This window comes from Bradyrhizobium sp. sBnM-33 (assembly GCF_032917945.1).
In the GTDB taxonomy this organism is placed as follows: Bacteria; Pseudomonadota; Alphaproteobacteria; order Rhizobiales; family Xanthobacteraceae; genus Bradyrhizobium.
This window is the reverse complement of record NZ_CP136624.1, coordinates 8,587,540-8,602,959: the sequence shown is the minus strand read 5'-3', so window position 1 is coordinate 8,602,959 and position 15,420 is coordinate 8,587,540. Positions and strand designations below refer to the sequence as shown.

At 62.7% G+C, this 15,420-nt stretch carries 18 protein-coding genes and 1 pseudogene; 12 read left to right on the top strand and 7 right to left on the bottom strand.

All coding sequences use genetic code 11. From position 1 onward, the window contains the following. Nucleotides 1-146 precede the first annotated feature (146 nt). From RX328_RS40380 to RX328_RS40365, 4 genes are all read left to right on the top strand, one after another. Nucleotides 147-416: a hypothetical protein gene (locus RX328_RS40380; RefSeq protein WP_213246493.1), complete on the top strand. Its 270-nt coding sequence runs from the start codon at nt 147-149 to the stop codon at nt 414-416. A gap of 12 nt (nt 417-428) precedes the next feature. Then, a complete protein-coding gene (locus RX328_RS40375; protein ID WP_213246494.1) occupies nt 429-635 on the top strand; it encodes a DUF6494 family protein in 207 nt (68 codons plus the stop codon). Between the two features lie 191 nt (nt 636-826). Further along, nucleotides 827-1,045 carry an alkylphosphonate utilization protein gene (locus RX328_RS40370; protein ID WP_079542102.1) on the top strand — a complete coding sequence of 73 codons (219 nt, stop codon included), beginning with the start codon at nt 827-829 and terminating at the stop codon, nt 1,043-1,045. A 62-nt stretch (nt 1,046-1,107) separates the two neighbouring features. Further along, nucleotides 1,108-1,368, top strand: coding sequence for a SemiSWEET transporter (locus tag RX328_RS40365; protein WP_213246496.1), 261 nt, complete (start codon nt 1,108-1,110; stop codon nt 1,366-1,368). Between the two features lie 99 nt (nt 1,369-1,467). On the opposite strand, the gene RX328_RS40360 is transcribed toward RX328_RS40365, so the two are convergent. Further along, nucleotides 1,468-2,163, bottom strand: a complete 696-nt coding sequence (locus RX328_RS40360) for a DUF1013 domain-containing protein (protein ID WP_213246498.1) — start codon at nt 2,161-2,163, stop codon at nt 1,468-1,470. 220 nt (nt 2,164-2,383) lie between these two features. Between RX328_RS40360 and ispH the strand changes: the two genes are divergently transcribed. From ispH to rnhA, 3 genes are read left to right on the top strand one after another with little or no spacing between them, the layout of a single operon-like run. Next, nucleotides 2,384-3,352 carry a 4-hydroxy-3-methylbut-2-enyl diphosphate reductase gene (gene ispH, locus RX328_RS40355; RefSeq protein WP_065726692.1) on the top strand — a complete coding sequence of 323 codons (969 nt, stop codon included), beginning with the start codon at nt 2,384-2,386 and terminating at the stop codon, nt 3,350-3,352. Nucleotides 3,353-3,357: 5 nt separating this feature from the next. Beyond that, complete coding sequence (locus RX328_RS40350; protein WP_213246500.1) at nt 3,358-4,338, top strand: homoserine kinase; 981 nt, start codon at nt 3,358-3,360, stop codon at nt 4,336-4,338. Beyond that, nucleotides 4,335-4,799: a ribonuclease HI gene (gene rnhA, locus RX328_RS40345; RefSeq protein ID WP_213246502.1), complete on the top strand. Its 465-nt coding sequence runs from the start codon at nt 4,335-4,337 to the stop codon at nt 4,797-4,799. Before RX328_RS40350 ends, rnhA begins: the two co-directional genes overlap by 4 nt. A gap of 225 nt (nt 4,800-5,024) precedes the next feature. Here the strand turns inward: rnhA and RX328_RS40340 are convergent, their stop codons facing one another. The 3 genes from RX328_RS40340 to RX328_RS40330 form a co-directional block, all read right to left on the bottom strand. Continuing rightward, on the bottom strand, nt 5,025-5,510 hold the full coding sequence (locus RX328_RS40340) for a peroxiredoxin (RefSeq protein ID WP_213246504.1): 486 nt from the start codon (nt 5,508-5,510) through the stop codon (nt 5,025-5,027). Between the two features lie 108 nt (nt 5,511-5,618). Next, nucleotides 5,619-6,170, bottom strand: coding sequence for a DUF924 family protein (locus tag RX328_RS40335; protein WP_213246506.1), 552 nt, complete (start codon nt 6,168-6,170; stop codon nt 5,619-5,621). Nucleotides 6,171-6,192: 22 nt separating this feature from the next. Then, nucleotides 6,193-7,875 (bottom strand): long-chain fatty acid--CoA ligase, encoded by a 1,683-nt coding sequence (locus tag RX328_RS40330; RefSeq protein WP_213246508.1) that lies wholly within the window; start codon nt 7,873-7,875, stop codon nt 6,193-6,195. On the opposite strand from RX328_RS40330, the gene RX328_RS40325 reads away from it, so the two are divergent. Next, on the top strand, nt 7,856-8,086 hold the full coding sequence (locus RX328_RS40325; protein WP_213246510.1) for a hypothetical protein: 231 nt from the start codon (nt 7,856-7,858) through the stop codon (nt 8,084-8,086). The genes RX328_RS40330 and RX328_RS40325 overlap by 20 nt on opposite strands. Here RX328_RS40325 and RX328_RS40320 read toward each other — a convergent pair. The 3 genes from RX328_RS40320 to RX328_RS40310 form a co-directional block, all read right to left on the bottom strand. After that, nucleotides 8,052-9,497 carry a D-alanyl-D-alanine carboxypeptidase family protein gene (locus tag RX328_RS40320; RefSeq protein WP_213246512.1) on the bottom strand — a complete coding sequence of 482 codons (1,446 nt, stop codon included), beginning with the start codon at nt 9,495-9,497 and terminating at the stop codon, nt 8,052-8,054. The two genes, RX328_RS40325 and RX328_RS40320, sit on opposite strands and share 35 nt — an antisense overlap. Before the next feature lie 210 nt (nt 9,498-9,707). After that, nucleotides 9,708-11,486, bottom strand: coding sequence for a glucan ABC transporter ATP-binding protein/ permease (locus RX328_RS40315; protein ID WP_213246514.1), 1,779 nt, complete (start codon nt 11,484-11,486; stop codon nt 9,708-9,710). Nucleotides 11,487-11,785: 299 nt separating this feature from the next. Further along, the gene (locus RX328_RS40310; protein WP_213246516.1) at nt 11,786-12,862 is read right to left on the bottom strand and encodes an ABC transporter substrate-binding protein; all 1,077 of its coding nucleotides are present in this window, start codon (nt 12,860-12,862) and stop codon (nt 11,786-11,788) included. A gap of 241 nt (nt 12,863-13,103) precedes the next feature. Between RX328_RS40310 and RX328_RS40305 the strand changes: the two genes are divergently transcribed. The 4 genes and pseudogenes from RX328_RS40305 (at nt 13,104) to RX328_RS40290 (ending at nt 15,335) form a co-directional block, all read left to right on the top strand. Next, entirely contained in the window at nt 13,104-13,511 is a 408-nt protein-coding gene (locus tag RX328_RS40305) for a hypothetical protein (protein WP_213246518.1), read from the top strand. A 124-nt stretch (nt 13,512-13,635) separates the two neighbouring features. Beyond that, nucleotides 13,636-14,059, top strand: a pseudogene (gene hisE / locus RX328_RS40300) (phosphoribosyl-ATP diphosphatase). Nucleotides 14,060-14,125: 66 nt separating this feature from the next. After that, on the top strand, nt 14,126-14,707 hold the full coding sequence (locus RX328_RS40295; protein WP_213246520.1) for a YqaA family protein: 582 nt from the start codon (nt 14,126-14,128) through the stop codon (nt 14,705-14,707). A 40-nt stretch (nt 14,708-14,747) separates the two neighbouring features. Continuing rightward, nucleotides 14,748-15,335, top strand: coding sequence for a hypothetical protein (locus RX328_RS40290; RefSeq protein WP_249726026.1), 588 nt, complete (start codon nt 14,748-14,750; stop codon nt 15,333-15,335). The last annotated feature ends 85 nt before the right edge of the window (nt 15,336-15,420 follow it).

Genomic DNA, 15,420 nt, shown 5'->3' with positions numbered 1-15,420 from the left:
CGGTTCCTCATCATGCCCGGGCTTGACCCGGGCATCCATCATCGTCAAAGCAGGCTGCCATCTTTTCGATGGATTGCCGGGTCATCCCCGATCAGGTCGGGGACAGGCGCCCGGCAATGACGAGATCGGAAGAACGGGAGCCCTGCATGCAGTCCGGAGTCGCAAAGCATTTCATCGCCCTCCTGCTCGTCGCACCACTGCTCGCCGGTTGCCTCGAACGCGGCCAGCCGACCATGGTCGACACTAGCGCCGACGATGACGCGTTCTGTCGCTCCAACAATGTCGCGCCGGGCTCGAACGACTACGTCATCTGCCGCAAGAACCGCGACGTCCAGCGCGCCAACGCCAATGCACGTACCGACCGCGCCCAGCGCAATCTCGCCGAGCAAATGCTGAACAATCCGACGAGGCCGTAACGGGAGGCCACCATGAACGAAGACACCTTCAACGCAAGCCTGCGCAAATTTCTCAAGCAAGTCGGCGTCACCTCGCAACGCGAGATCGAAAAAGCCGTGCGCGATGCGGTCGAAACCGGCAAGCTCAAGGGCCATGAGAAGCTGCCGGCGAAGATGGTTCTGACCGTCGGCGGCATCGCGCTCACGCATGAAGTGAACGACGAGATCGAATTGGGCTGAGAAGAGGAGCGCGAGCTTGTTTCCCCTCTCCCCTTGTGGGAGAGGGTGGATCGGATGAGCATAGCTCATTCGAGACGGGTGAGGGGTTGTTTCCGCGGAGACAGACCCCTCGTCCGTCGCGGACTTCGTCCGCGCGCCTTCTCAAGGGGAAAAGGGAAGAGGCGCTCCAGTTTCTCACAAGAAAGCATCACATGGACATCAAGGTCAGGGATTCCAACGGCGCACTGCTCGCCGAGGGCGACAGCGTCACGCTGATCAAGGATTTGAAGCTGAAGGGATCATCCACCGTGCTCAAGCGCGGCACCGTGATCAGGAACATTCATCTCACCGACAATGAGGACGAAATCGAAGGCCGCACCGACAAAGTCAAGGGCTTGGTGCTGCGCACGGAGTTCTTGAAGAAGGCGTGAGGGGTTGGGCTCACCCGGTTGTGCTTGGCAAACCATCTTCGAATCGATGCTATAAGCCCGGCATGGAACAATTTGCAATCAAGCTGCTGGGGTTTGCCGCTGCAACGTGCACGACCCTCGCTTATGCCCCCCAGCTCGTGAAGGTCTGGAGAACCCGCTCCACAGACGACATTTCGCTGGGCATGTTTCTCGTCATGGTGCTCGGCATCCTGCTTTGGCTGTTGTACGGCCTGCTTTCCGGAGATGCGCCGCTGATCGTTGCGAATGCGATTACGATTGTCTTGGCGGGGGGAATTCTCTTGATGAAGCTGAAGTACGGTTGAAGCGCAGCCAGCCGGCTCGCAGTGCTCACCGCAAGAAAAAACGCGGCAGGTGACCCGCCGCGTTTGAAATCTCGTAACCGAAAAAAATATCGGAAGCGCTTACTCTTCCTGGTCCTGCTTCTTGCCGCCGATATTCTTGAGCTTGGCGAACACGGCATCGACGTTGAGGTCGTCCTGCGACTTCTCGCTTGGCTCGAACTCCGGCTCCTTCTTCGTGGTCTCGGAGGCCGGCAGCAGGGTGGCACCGCCGTAGGCCGCGGGCACCGGCTTTTCCTTCGCCGCGCGTTGCACCTCGAAATCGAGCTCGATCTGCGAGCACAGGCCGAGCGTCACCGGGTCCATCGGGGTCAGCGTCGAGGCATTCCAGTGGGTGCGGTCGCGGACGCTGGCAATGGTGGTCTTGGTGGTGCCGACCAGGCGCATGATCTGCGCGTCCTTCAGCTCGGGATGGTTGCGGACCAGCCACAAGATCGCGCTCGGCCGCTCATGACGGCGCGACACCGGGGTATAGCGCGGGCCCTTCTTCTTGGCGGCCGGCGGCAGCACCACCTTGCTCTCGCCGAGCTTGAGGCGGTAGTTCGGGTCCTTTTCGCCCTTTTCGATCTCGTCGCGGGTCAATTGGCCGGTCGAAATCGGGTCCATGCCCTTGATCCCCTGGGCGGCGTCGCCATCGGCGATGGCGCGGACCTCAAGGGGGTGCATTTTGGTGAAATCGGCCACCTGGTCGAAGGTCAGCGCCGTATTGTCGACCAGCCACACGGCCGTCGCCTTGGGCATCAGCGGTGCATTGCTCATGGCAAATCTCCTTTGTGCCTCGCCCACCTCTTTTTAGGAGGCGAAGCCTGTGGTCATCGTTGATGACGGGAATTGAGCGCTATATACGCCTTCCAACCCCTTTGGCGCAATGGTCTGCTAAAGTGCCTTGACACAGCCCGAAAGCAGTCCCAAGTCCTTATCCGAATTGGCCGTTCCCTGCCCGCCGGCAAGGGGTGATTCGGTCCTGAGATAGCGCCCCATGCCAGCCAAACCAGACCTCAGAATCGTGCTTTGTTCCCCCCGCGGCTTCTGCGCAGGGGTGGTGCGGGCCATCGATACCGTGGAGCGGGCGCTCGCCATCTATGGCGCCCCCGTCTATGTCCGGCACGAGATCGTGCATAACCGCTACGTCGTTGACAGCCTGAAGACCAAGGGCGCGATTTTCGTCGAGGAACTCGCCGAGATCCCCGACAATACCAACGCCCCGGTGGTGTTTTCGGCCCACGGGGTTCCCAAATCCGTTCCGGCGGACGCCCGCGCGCGCAATTTCTTCTCACTGGACGCGACCTGCCCGCTGGTTACCAAGGTGCACCGCGAGGCCGCGATCCACTTCAAGCGCGGTCGTGAAATCCTGCTGATCGGGCATTCGCACCACCCCGAGGTAGTCGGCACGCTCGGGCAGTTGCCGACGGGCGCGGTGACGCTGATCGAGACCGCTGATGACGCCAAGACGTTCACGCCGAAGGATCCGAACAACCTGGCTTTCGTGACGCAGACGACGTTGTCGATCGACGACACCGCCGAGATCGTCGCGCTGCTCAAGGAGCGCTTCCCGAACATCAACGGCCCGCACAAGGAAGACATCTGCTACGCCACCACCAACCGCCAGCTCGCGGTGAAGAAGGTGGCGCCGGTGGTCGATGCTCTGATCGTGGTCGGCGCGCCGAATTCGTCGAACTCGCAGCGCCTGCGCGAAGTCGCCGAGCGCGAGGGTTGCCCGGTCTCGGTGTTGGCGCAGCGCGCCTCGGATCTCGACTGGTCGCGCTTCGAGGGCATCAAGAGCCTCGGCATCACGGCGGGCGCGTCCGCGCCGGAAGTGATCGTCGAGGAAATCATGGGCGCCTTCGCCGAGCGCTTCGAATTGCATGTGGAGACGGTGTCGGCCGCGGAGGAGAACGAGTTCTTCCCGCTGCCGCGTTCGCTGCGGCCCGAAGCTGCCGCCGAGTAGTCGCGATGGCGGTTTACACCGACGTGGCCGCCGAAGATCTCGCGGAGTTCCTCAAGGGCTACGAAATCGGCGAGTTGCTCTCCTACAAGGGCATCGCCGAAGGCGTCGAGAATTCCAATTTTCTGCTGCATACCAGCAAAGGCGCCTTCATCCTCACGCTCTACGAAAAGCGCGTGGCGGTGGACGATTTGCCGTACTTCCTGTCGCTGATGGCGCATCTGGCCGAGCGCGGCGTGCGTTGCCCGCAACCTGCCCGCAATCGCAAGGACGAGGTCTATAGCGAACTGGCCGGGCGTCCGGCGGCGGTCATCAACTTCCTCGAAGGCATGTGGCCGCGGCGGCCCAACGCCGCGCATTGCACCGGCGTCGGCGAGGCGCTCGCAAAGATGCATCTGGCGGGCCGCGAATTCCCGATGTTCCGCAAGAACCCGTTGTCGGTGGAGGGCTGGCGGCCGTTGTTCGATCTCGCGGCACCGCGCGCCGACAGCGTCGCGCCCGGCCTGCAGGACTTCATCGCGCGCGAGCTCGACCACCTCGAGGCAAGCTGGCCGAAAGATCTGCCGCTCGGCGTCATCCACGCCGATCTGTTTCCCGATAATGTCTTCTTCCTCGGCGACAAATTGTCGGGCCTGATCGACTTCCCGTTCTCCTGTAACGACATCCTGGCCTACGACATCGCGATCTGCCTGAACGCGTGGTGCTTCGAGCAGGATCATTCCTTTAACGTCACCAAAGCGCGCGCGCTGCTCAACGCCTATGGCCGCGAGCGGCAATTATCTGATACCGAGCAGGAGGCACTGCCGCTGCTGGCGCGCGGCTCTTCGCTGCGCTTCCTGCTGACGCGGCTGGTCGATTTTCTCAACGTGCCGCCGGGCGCGCTGGTGAAGCCGAAAGACCCGCTCGAATATGTCCGCAAGCTGCGCTTCCACCAGAGCGTTTCCAGCGTGCGCGATTACGGCCTGACCCAGCCCGGATTTGTTGCTTGAGTGAACTGCCTCACGTGACGGTTTTTACCGATGGCGCCTGCTCGGGCAATCCCGGCCCCGGCGGATGGGGCGCGATCCTGAGGTTCGGCGACAAAGAAAAGGAATTGAAGGGCGGCGAGCCGCACACCACCAACAACCGCATGGAGCTGATGGCGGCGATCTCGGCGCTGGAAGCGCTGAAAAAGCCGTGCGTGGTCGATCTCACCACCGATAGCCAGTATGTCCGCCAGGGCATCAGCGGCTGGATCCATGGCTGGAAGCGGAACGGCTGGCGCACGGCGGACAAGAAGCCGGTCAAGAACGTCGATCTGTGGCAGCGCCTCGACACCGCACTGAAACCGCACCAGGTGCGCTGGCACTGGATCAGGGGCCACGCCGGCCACGCCGAAAACGAGCGCGCCGATCAATTGGCGCGCGAGGGCGTGGCGATGGCGAGGTTGCAGGAGAGAGTGGGGAAGTAGCTCGAATGAGCGAAGCTCATTCGAGACCGCGGATATGTGTTCTCGTCTGAAGCGTTTGCGTCCGCGGATAGAACCCCTCATCCGGCGGACTGCGTCCGCCACCTTCTCCCACAAGGGGAGAAGGGAAAAAGGCCGTCATTGCGAGCGAAGCGAAGCAATCCATGGTGCCGCAAGCGCCGCAATGGATTGCTTCGTCGCTATCGCTTCTCGCAATGACGAATCAGCTCACAACTGCCCCAGCAGCGTATCGCCGCCCGACACCTCGACCTTGCCCGGCGCCGGCTCGAGGTTCAACTTCTTCACCACGCCGTCTTCCACCAGCATCGAATACCGCTTGGAGCGGATGCCGAGACCATTGCCGGAGGCGTCGAGCTCCATGCCGATCGCCTTGGTGAAGTCGGCGTTGCCGTCGGCGAGGAATACGGCCTCGTCGCGCTGGTCGGTGTCGCGCTTCCATGCGTTCATGACGAAGGCGTCGTTGACGGAGACGATGGCGATGGTGTCCACGCCTTTGTCCTTGATGGCGTAGGCGTTGAGGAAGATGCTCGGCAGGTGCATCTTGTGGCAGGTGCCGGTGTAGGCGCCGGGCACCGCGAACAGCGCCACCTTCTTGCCCTTGAAAATGTCGTCGGTGGTTTTGACCTGCGGTCCTTCCGCCGTCATCACGCGAAACTTGGCTTCCGGCAGCTTGTCGCCAACTTGGATCGTCATCGTCAATTCTCCCTCAATGAGCGGGTGTTTCTTAGACCGGGCAGGCAGCCGGCACAATATTCGTCAGCCTCGAAACGGCAACGGTCGAGACCGTTCACGCTTGCGTCATCACGGCGAAAAGCCACCTTCATCGAGGAATGCCTGCTCCTCGGGCGTGGTGGCGCGGCCCAAAATCTGGTTGCGGTGGGGAAAGCGGCCGAAGCGCCGAATGATATCGGCGTGGTGTTCGGCCCATTTCAGGCTTTCAGTGTGACCGGCCGCGCGTGACAACTCTATGCAGCGCAACTGGTCGCCAAGGTGCTCCGAATGCATGAAAGGCAGATAGAGGAATTGGCGTAAAGCGGGATCGATCCGCACGTCGACGCCGCGGTCGACGGCGCGGTGTGCTATTTCGCGCGCCAGTGCATCGCTGGCGTAAGTCCTGGCGTCGCCGCGGAACATGTTGCGGGGAAACTGGTCGAGCACGATGACAAGCGCCAGCGCGCCGTCATCGCTCGTTTCCCACGACGATAATTCGCCGGCCGCCGCTCTCTGCCAAAGGCCGAGAAAGCGCCGGCGCACCTCCGCATCGAAAGCGTCGTCGCGCGTGTACCAGCGATCAGGGCCGGCGTCGCGCCAGAAGGCCAGAATGTCGGCTGGCGCGACGTCAGTCTCGGTCATCTCGGGAGGTCCGCGTGCGCCCTTACGCCGCGGCCTTCTTCTCGTCGCGCAGTTCGCGGCGCAGGATCTTGCCGACATTGGTCTTGGGCAGATCGGTCCTGAACTCGATCTGCTTGGGGACCTTGTAGGCGGTGAGCTGCGTCGTGCAGAACTTGATGACGTCGTCGGCGGTAAGGTTCGGGTCCTTCTTGACGATGAAAGCCTTCACCGCCTCGCCCGATTTCGAATCGGCGACGCCGATCACAGCGCATTCGAGCACGCCTGGATGCCCGGCAATCACTTCCTCGATCTCGTTCGGATAGACGTTGAAGCCCGAGACCAGGATCATGTCCTTCTTGCGATCGACGATCTTGGTGTAGCCGCGTTCGTCCATGACGCCGATGTCGCCGGTGCGGAAGAAGCCGTCGGCCGTCATCACGGCCGCGGTCTCTTCCGGCCGGTTCCAGTAGCCGGCCATCACCTGCGGTCCCTTGGCGCAGATCTCGCCGGGCTGGCCGAGCGGCACCTCCTTGCCGTCGTCGTCGCGGATCGAGATGTAGGTCGACGGCACGGGAATGCCGATCGAGCCGGAGAACTGGTCGGTGTCGGCGGGGTTGCAGGTCAGCACCGGCGAGGTCTCGGACAGGCCATAGCCTTCCGACAGCGCGCAGCCGGTGACCTTCAGCCATTTCTCGGCCACGGCCTTTTGCGTCGCCATGCCGCCGCCGAAGGAGGTCTTCAGCTTGGAGAAGTCGACCTTGTCGAAGCCGGGTGCGTTGAGCAGGGCATTGTAGAGCGTGTTGACCGCCGGGAAGCTGTTGACCTGGTACTTCTGCAGCTCCTTGATAAAGCCCGGTATGTCGCGCGGATTCGGGATCAGGAGGTTGACGCCGCCGGCCCGCACCGCCATCAGGAAGCACGCCGTCAGTGCGAAGATGTGATAGAGCGGCAGCGCGCAGACGATGAAGAGCTGGTCGACATGCGGCGGCTTCTTCAGCGCCGGCTGCAGCCAGGCGTCGTTCTGCAGCACGTTGGCGAGAATGTTCTTGTGCAGCAGCGTCGCGCCCTTGGAAACGCCGGTGGTGCCGCCGGTATATTGCAGGAAGGCGACGTCATCACGCGTCAGCTGCGGCTTGTTGAGCTTCATGCTGCGGCCGGCGGCGAGCGCCTCATTGAACGAGACGGAGCCTGGAAGCGACCAGGCCGGCACCATTTTCTTCACCTTGCGTACGACGAGGTTGACGATCACGCCTTTGAAGCCGAGCAGGTCGCCCATGCTACCGACGATGACGTGCTTGACCGAAGTCCTCGCGATCACCTGCTGTACGGTCGTGGCAAAATTCTCCAGCACGATGATCGCTTCCGCACCGGAATCCTTGAGCTGATGCTCAAGCTCGCGCGGCGTGTAGAGCGGATTGACATTCACCACGGCATATCCCGCGCGCAGCACGGCGGCGGTCGAGACCGGGTATTGCAGCACGTTCGGCATCATCAGCGCGACGCGGGCGCCCTTTTGCAGGCCCTTGCTCTGCAGATAGGCGCCGAGCGCGGCCGACATCTCGTCCATGTCGCGGTAGCTGATCGACTTGTCCATGCAGATGAACGCCTTGCGATCGGCGAACTTCTTGAAGCTTTCTTCCAATAGCTCGACCAGCGATGAGTACTGGGTGACGTCGATATCGGCTGGCACGCCGGCCGGATATTGCTTGAGCCAGATCCGCTCCATGGTATTTCCCCTCTGGTTATTTTCCCTGTCTCTCGGCCGGGCACGCCTTGTTTTCGGCAGTATTGTGAATGCCGCCGCCGATGGCAAGCGGCTGCGCGCTATCGACCATTTCGCCGATCTGGAATCGTTCGGCCGAATGGCAGGAAAACTGCCTAATTACGCCGCTGCGCGGCCCGTTAACCAGCCGGCCTGTTTTCGCCTTTGGGTTTAGCGGCGGCCTTCGGCTTGGCCGGTTTTGGCGCGGGCTTGTCTCCGACGGCCGCGGGCTTGGCGGCTGCGGGCTGGGCGGCTGCGGGTTTGGCGGCCGGCTTTTTCTCAGCCGCGGCGGCCGGCCTTGCGGCAGCATCCGGTTTGGCGTTTGCATGCCTGATGGCAGCAGGTTTGGCTGCCGGCTTTGCGTTGGCTTCAGCCTTGGGCGCTGCTGCGTCGTCGGGCTTCTTCGCGGCAATCTTCGACTTCTTGCCGCGCTTTGCCGAAGCCTGCTTTTCGGCCTCCGCCGCAACGGCGGCGATCAATGCGGGGCCGGTCTTGGTTGGACCGGTATAGACCGGAACGGGCTCGGACGGCTCTGCCGCGGCCGCCAGCAGATCCGCAGGTTTGACCGGATGGTGCTGCAGCCCCGCCGTGAAGAAGTTCACCGCACTCTCGCCAGTCGAAGTGTTGCCGTTGCTGGCGACAATGTCCGGGTCCTCATCGGTGGCCGGCCGCTTGCGCTTGCCGTTGCACATCTCGTCGCGCAGGTTCGGCGGCGTCGCATCGACCGGAACCAGATTGTCGACGGTGCCGAGCGAAGGCTTTAGCCAGCCCAGTCCGTTGCCGAAGCCGCGCTCCAGCAACTGCGCGGCCCGAACCGCGCGCGCCTGGCCTGAGGATGCGCCGAGCACGACGGCGATCAGCCGCTTGCCGTTGCGCGTAGCGGACGCGACCAGATTGTAGCCGGAAGCGCAGATGAAGCCGGTCTTGAAACCGTCGGCGCCGGGATAGCGCCCTATCAGCTTGTTGAAGTTCTGCGTCACCCTGCGGCCGTAGCGGATCGAAGGGATCTGCATGAAATATTCATATTCGGGCAGGTCGCGGATAACGGCGCGCGCCAGCATCGCAAGATCGCGCGCCGAGGTGACCTGTCCGTCTGCCGGCAGGCCGTTCGGATTGACGTAGCTCGTCTGCGTCATGCCGAGCCTTAACGCGGTCTGATTCATCATTGCCGAGAAACTGTCGACCGATCCGCCGACTCCTTCGGCGAGCACCACGGCCATGTCATTGGCCGACTTCACCATCATCATCTTGAGCGCGTTATCGACAGTGACCTGGGTGCCCGGAGGAAAACCCATCTTGGACGGCGACTGCGAGGCGGCAACCGGCGACACCGTCAATAACGTATCGAGCGAGAGACGGCCTTCCTTGACCGCCTTCAGCGTGACGTAGGCGGTCATTATCTTGGTCACCGAAGCGGGATACCACGGCATGGTGGCATTCTCGGCCTGCAGCACCTTGCCGGTATCGGCTTCGACGACCAGCAGCGCTTCGGCGTGCACGGCGCGCGGCGTCATGACGGCAAGCGCCGTCGCCAGGAAAATCAGGTTCAGTGAGGAAGCGCGAAGCAACGGGCGAAGAAAATGCACTTTTCCGTTCCGGTCCTTTGAGACCCGCCTTCGAAAAGGAGGTCCTCTCGATCTATCGTTCGGGTTTCAAGCGTGTCCGGCGCCGTCGCATTGCGGCAGGTCGCAAACCTATACCGGCTTGGCGATCCAGAACAGAGGCCCGGCGATTTAATCGTGGACGAAATAGGCGCAATTTCGGCGATAGTTGAACCGTAGCAGACGCTTGCCGGCCTATTTGACCTTGATGCCGGCCCGAGCATTCTCCTGCACCATGAACTGGGCCTTGGCGAGTTCCGCGAAGCGACCGCCCATGGCCACCAGTTCATCGAAAGTTCCACTTTCGATCACCCGCCCATTATCGAACATCAGGATGCGGGTCGCGTTGCGAATGGTCGAAAGCCGGTGCGCGATCACAAAGGTGGTGCGGCCCTTCATCACCTCGTCGAGCGCGGCATTGACCTTGGCCTCGGTGACGGCGTCGAGTGCGCTGGTCGCTTCGTCGAGAATCAGGATCGGCGGGTCTTTCAACAGTGCGCGGGCGATCGACAGGCGCTGCCGCTCACCGCCGGATAGCATTCGGCCGCGCTCGCCGGCATGGGTCTCGAATTTCTTCTCGCTGCGCTCGATGAATTCCAGCGCCTGCGCGCGGCTTGCGGCGATCCGCATTTCCTCGTCGGTCGCGTCCGGCTTGCCGACGCGCAGATTGTCGGCGATCGAGCGGTTGAACAGCAGTGCCTCCTGAAACACCACGCCGATGTTCCGCCGCAGCGCCGTCAGCTTCAACGCGCGGATATCCATGCCGTCAATCTTGATGATGCCGGACTGCGGATCGAAGGCGCGGTGCAACAGCGCAATCGCCGTCGACTTGCCGGCGCCGGTCGGGCCGACCAGGGCGATGGTCTGGCCGGGCAGGGCGGTGAACGAAACGTCTTCGACCGCGGGCCGTTTGCCGTCATAGGAAAACGAAACGTCGTGGAATTCGACGAGGCCGGAAAGCCGTCCGGTATCGACCGCTCCGGGCCGGTCGCGCACCGCGGGTACAGCATCCAGTACGTCGAAGAATTCCTGCAGCCTCGGCGCCTCCATGAACACGCTGTTGATGAAGCTCACCACCTGTTCCAGCTTCTGGATCAGCATGGTCGCAAAACTCACGAACATCACGATCTCGCCGACCGTCGTCTGTCCCTGCGCGTGCAGGTAGATGCCGACGGTAAAGATCGCGAGCACTGTGATGGTGGTGGAAGCACGGGTGATGACGGTGACCAGCGCCCACCAGCCCAGCACCGGCATCTGCGCGGCGAGTAGCTTGTCCGCGACGAAGCGCATGCCCTGAACCTCTGCATCGATCCGCACGAAGCTTTGCACCAGGGCGACGTTGCCGAGCGCATCGGACGCGCGCGCCGAGAGATCGCTGTATTGCGCCTCGACCTCGGTCTGCATGCCGTAGGTCTTGCGTACGACGAGCGTGGTCAGCACCGTAAACACCACGCACAGCGCGAACAGCAGGATCGCCAGCCGCCAGTTGATGTAGAGCGCGAGCGGCAGCAGCACGACCAGCGACAGGATCGCCGCAAAATGCTCGCGGAAGAATGCGACCCAGAGCCGCCACAGCGCGTCGGTGCCGTTCAGCATCACCTTCATCAACCGGCCGGAATGGGTGCCGGTGTGGAAGGTCAGCGGCAGTTGCATGATGTGCTCGAAATAATCCGTCAGCACCGCCTGGCGCTGGCGGTGCGCCAGCTTGTCGGCATGGAGCGCGACGGCGGCGCTGCATGCGATGGTGAAGAGCCCGAACACGACCCAGGCCGCCAGCAGCGACCAGGCCGAGTTCGTGGCCAGCGGCCCGGTCTGCGGCTTGCCGGAGAGGACGTCGACGATCTTGCCGAACAGCACCGGCTCGGCGAATTGTGCGCCGGCCAGCAGTAGATTGGCGACGGCAAGAATCCAGCCCAGCCGCGCCTCCTTGCCGAGCAGCTCGAGGACGCGGGTGTAAAGGCGCAGCATGGACATCAGGTGAGGACTCGCGAGACGATTCAGTCGCCCATTGTAAGCAGGGATTGCTTGGGACGACTAGTGAGCTGGGCGAACTCTCAGGCAGTTGAGCAAGCGGCACCCCTCTCCCCAACCCTCCCCCGCAAGGGGGGAGGGAGCCTGATCAGCCTGCTCACCTCACTCCTGCGCGTCACGAGTGCTGAAGATCGCGAGCGTTCGTGAGAGGGGCACCGTCGGATGGGCTCCCTCCCCCCTTGCGGGGGAGGGCTGGGGAGAGGGGTAGTCCCGGGCGCTGGCGGCGCGATCAGGACGCGTACTCAATTAATCAGCCGGCTGTTGAGCGGGGGCAGAAACTGGTCGTCGAAAATGTCTGACGCCTGCGGCCGCTTCTGAAACTTGAAGTCGTCCGCGACCTGATCGATCGAGCGTTCGAAGCGTGCCGGATCGATGGCGCCGATGCCGTTGCGTTTCACTTCGCTGGTGAGGATGTAGTCGCGCAGAATGCTTTGCAGCCGCTCGAGTTCGAGGTCCTTCGAGCCACCGTCCATGCGATTTGCGACCTCGGTCGCGGCGCGTTCAGGGTCCTTGACCGTGAGATGCAACCCGCCGATGACGGCTCGCACGAATCCTTTCACCGCCTCCGGCTTGGCGGCCGCCAGCGCCGGATTGGCGATAACAGCGAAACCATAGGCTTCACAGCCATAGTCGGCGAATTTCAGCACCGCCAGATCATCGGCAGGCACGCCACGATCCCTGAGATTGATCGCCGATAGGTAGGAAAATCCGGTCACGGCATCGATCTGGCCTGCCGACAGCATCGGCTCCCGCACCGCGGCACTGATGCTGCTTTGCTTCACGCTCTTGATCTTGATGCTGTTCTGGTGCGCCACCGCCGGCCACAGCCGGGCCGACAGGTCGCCTTCGGCGACGCCGAGAGTCTTGCCCTCAATGTCCGTCAGCGCGCGGATGCCGCGGCTCTTGCGGGCGATGATGGCATAGGGCGCCTTGTTGAACAGCACGAACACGGCCTTGATCCTGGGACCGCCCTGCTTGTCCTTGTCGCGAAACCGCATCAATGCGTTGACGTCGACCATGGCGAAATCGCTGGTGCCTGCCGCGACACGCGCAATCGCGTCCGGCGATCCGCTGGCGATGTTGGTCGTGACCGCAAGCGCCTCAGCGCTGTACAGGCCGCCAGCGGCGGCCATCACGAACGGCGCCGCCGCGGCATCGATCGGGCGATCGAGCGAAAACTGGATTGCGAGCGGAGGCCGAGGTTCGTCGGCGGCGAGGGCGCTATTCGCCGTGAAGCCCGCAATGGTGCACAGCCCGGCAAGGAAAGCCAAGGGAACGCTCAGGCGAGAGCGGATGGCGTTGGTCCTGATCGCACGCATCGAGATGACATCAGCAAGAGGTGGGTCAAGTTGCCGCGCCGGCGATGTCGGTTTCGTGACATCGCCAACGGCAGACTTAGCCGGTAGGCGAGCTATTGTGCAGCATCTAACCTGAATGGTCGATGACTGCCACGATTTTGCCAGGGATCGTTCAGCCGCCGTTCGGATTCGGGAACCTAGTATCCGTTCGGTGGTTAGCTGTCGAAGGCCTGTCAGGCCAGCTCCCACGGAGGATGTCGAGATGTTTGCGCGAAAAGGTGTCTTTTCATCGATCGGCCGCGCCGGCGCGGTGGCGACGGTTGTGGCTGTTGCACTGACGGCAGTCGCGCCAACCACGGCATTCGCGGGCTCCGCGCCGTCGGGCAAGGGCGTGACGGCCTCGACCGGGACCAGCGACGCGACCGATATCAGCGCCCGCCGCCGGCACTATCGCGGTGGTGGTGGTGGTGGCGCGGCGGCAGCGGCGGCCTTCGCCGGCATCGTCGGTACCGGCCTTGCGATTGCGGCCACCCAGAACCGCCGTGACTACTACTACGACCGCCACTACGGCTATTATGGCGGCGGCCCGGTCTATTACGGCAGGCCGGCCCCGTATTACTACGCGCCCCGCGCCTATTATGGCGGCGGCCCATACTATGGCGGCTGGTAAACGCGATCGCTAGAATCGCAACTGTTAAAGATGAATCCACCGGCCGCCTCGGCCGGTGGATTTTTTTCTGGTTGCAGCGGCGGCCGTTAACACGCCGGCCATGGCTTTGCATTAGGTTGTCAGGATGAGTGATTCGCTCGAACGGCTTTATCAGGCTGTTATCGCGGCCAAGGATCTCGATCCGGCCACGTCGCGCACGGCCCGGCTGTTTCAGCGCGGCCCCTCCAAGATGGCCAAGAAGCTCGCCGAGGAAGCCATCGAAGTCGTGATCGATGCCGTCAACGGCAAGGCCGACGCGGTGGTCCGCGAGAGCGCCGACCTGCTCTATAACCTGACCGTGCTGTGGGCTTCGGCCGGCGTAAAGCCGGAGGACGTCTGGCGCGAAATGGAGCGGCGCGAGGACCTGCTCGGCATCGCCGAGAAGCTGCCGAAGCCCGTCAAGTCGCCGAAAACGGCGCCAACCAAACCGCTGCCCAAGGCGACGGCAGGCCCCGCAGTCCGGCGGCGAATTGTCGCGCCTGGAAGGCCGTTCCTTACGCAAGCGGTAGTAAATCCGCTCAAATTCCGTCGTTTTCCGGCATGGACAAATCCGCTCCATGATGGTTCATGCGCCCATGCTCAAACGGACTTACGACTGGTTTATCGACGCCGCCGACAAGCCTTACGCGCTGTGGATTATGGCGGCCGTATCTTTCGCGGAAAGCTCGTTTTTCCCGATTCCACCTGACGTCATGCTGCTGCCGATGTCGCTGGCGCGGCCGAAGAAGGCGTGGTGGTTTGCGACCGTCTGTACCATCGCATCCGTTGCCGGCGGCGTGGTCGGATACGCGATCGGTGCGCTGCTCTATGACTCGGTCGGGCACTGGCTCATCACGATCTACGGTCTCAGCGACAAGGTCGAAACCTTCCGCGCTTCCTATGCCGAATGGGGCGCGGTGATCATCCTGCTGAAGGGGCTGACGCCGATCCCCTACAAGCTCGTGACCATCACTTCGGGGTTTGCCGGCTACAACATCTGGCTGTTCATCCTGTGCTCGATCGTGGCGCGCGGCGGGCGGTTCTTCATTGTTGCGGTCCTGCTCAACCAGTATGGGGACGTGATCCGGGCCGAGCTGGAAAAGCGCCTTGGCACCTGGGTGACCATCGGTGCCATTGTCCTGGTGCTCGGCTTTTACGCCGCGTTCAAGCTGGTCTAGCGCTTTGCCGGCATCCCGGCTTCAGGCTACGTTTCGTTTCATGTCCGATCGAATCGGCCGTTTGATCAAGCTATTCGGGACGCAACGCGCAACCGTTGGCCTCGTTGCATCCGTGCTAGCGATCGCTCCCGATGCTGGCTGGTCGCAAGCCGGATCGCAGCCCTCGCTCGGCCTGCAGTCGCCGGCCCAGCAGCCGGTGCCGGCGCAGCCCGAGCGGCAGCAGACTGAACCGCAGCAAGCGCCGCGCCAGGAAAATCCGGGTTTGATCGACGAAATCGGAAAGCTGTTCGAGAAATCCAAATCGCTGCTGCCGTCGCTGAAGAGCCCAAGCGAGACCGTCGAGGACTTCAATGCGGGCGCCAAGGGTGCCGGCGGTAGCCTGTCGAACCTGGCCAAGCCTTCGACCATGGTGAGTGGGCGTGCGGCGTGTCTGGTGGCCGCCAACGGTGCGCCGGACTGCAAGGCCGGCGCCGACCGGCTGTGCCAGAGCAAGGGCTACAAGGAAGGCAAGAGCCTCGATACGGACGCGGCCGAGAAATGCTCGCCGAAAGTGTTCCTGCCCGGCTACAAGCGGCAGTCTGGCGATTGCAAGACTGAAAATTACGTGACGAGGGCGCTCTGCCAGTAGTGGTCGTTCCGTCATATCACAGCGTTAAAACGCCATACTTGACACTGGAAAGATTGCCTTGTTGGTTGGTATGATGCCTGGCATC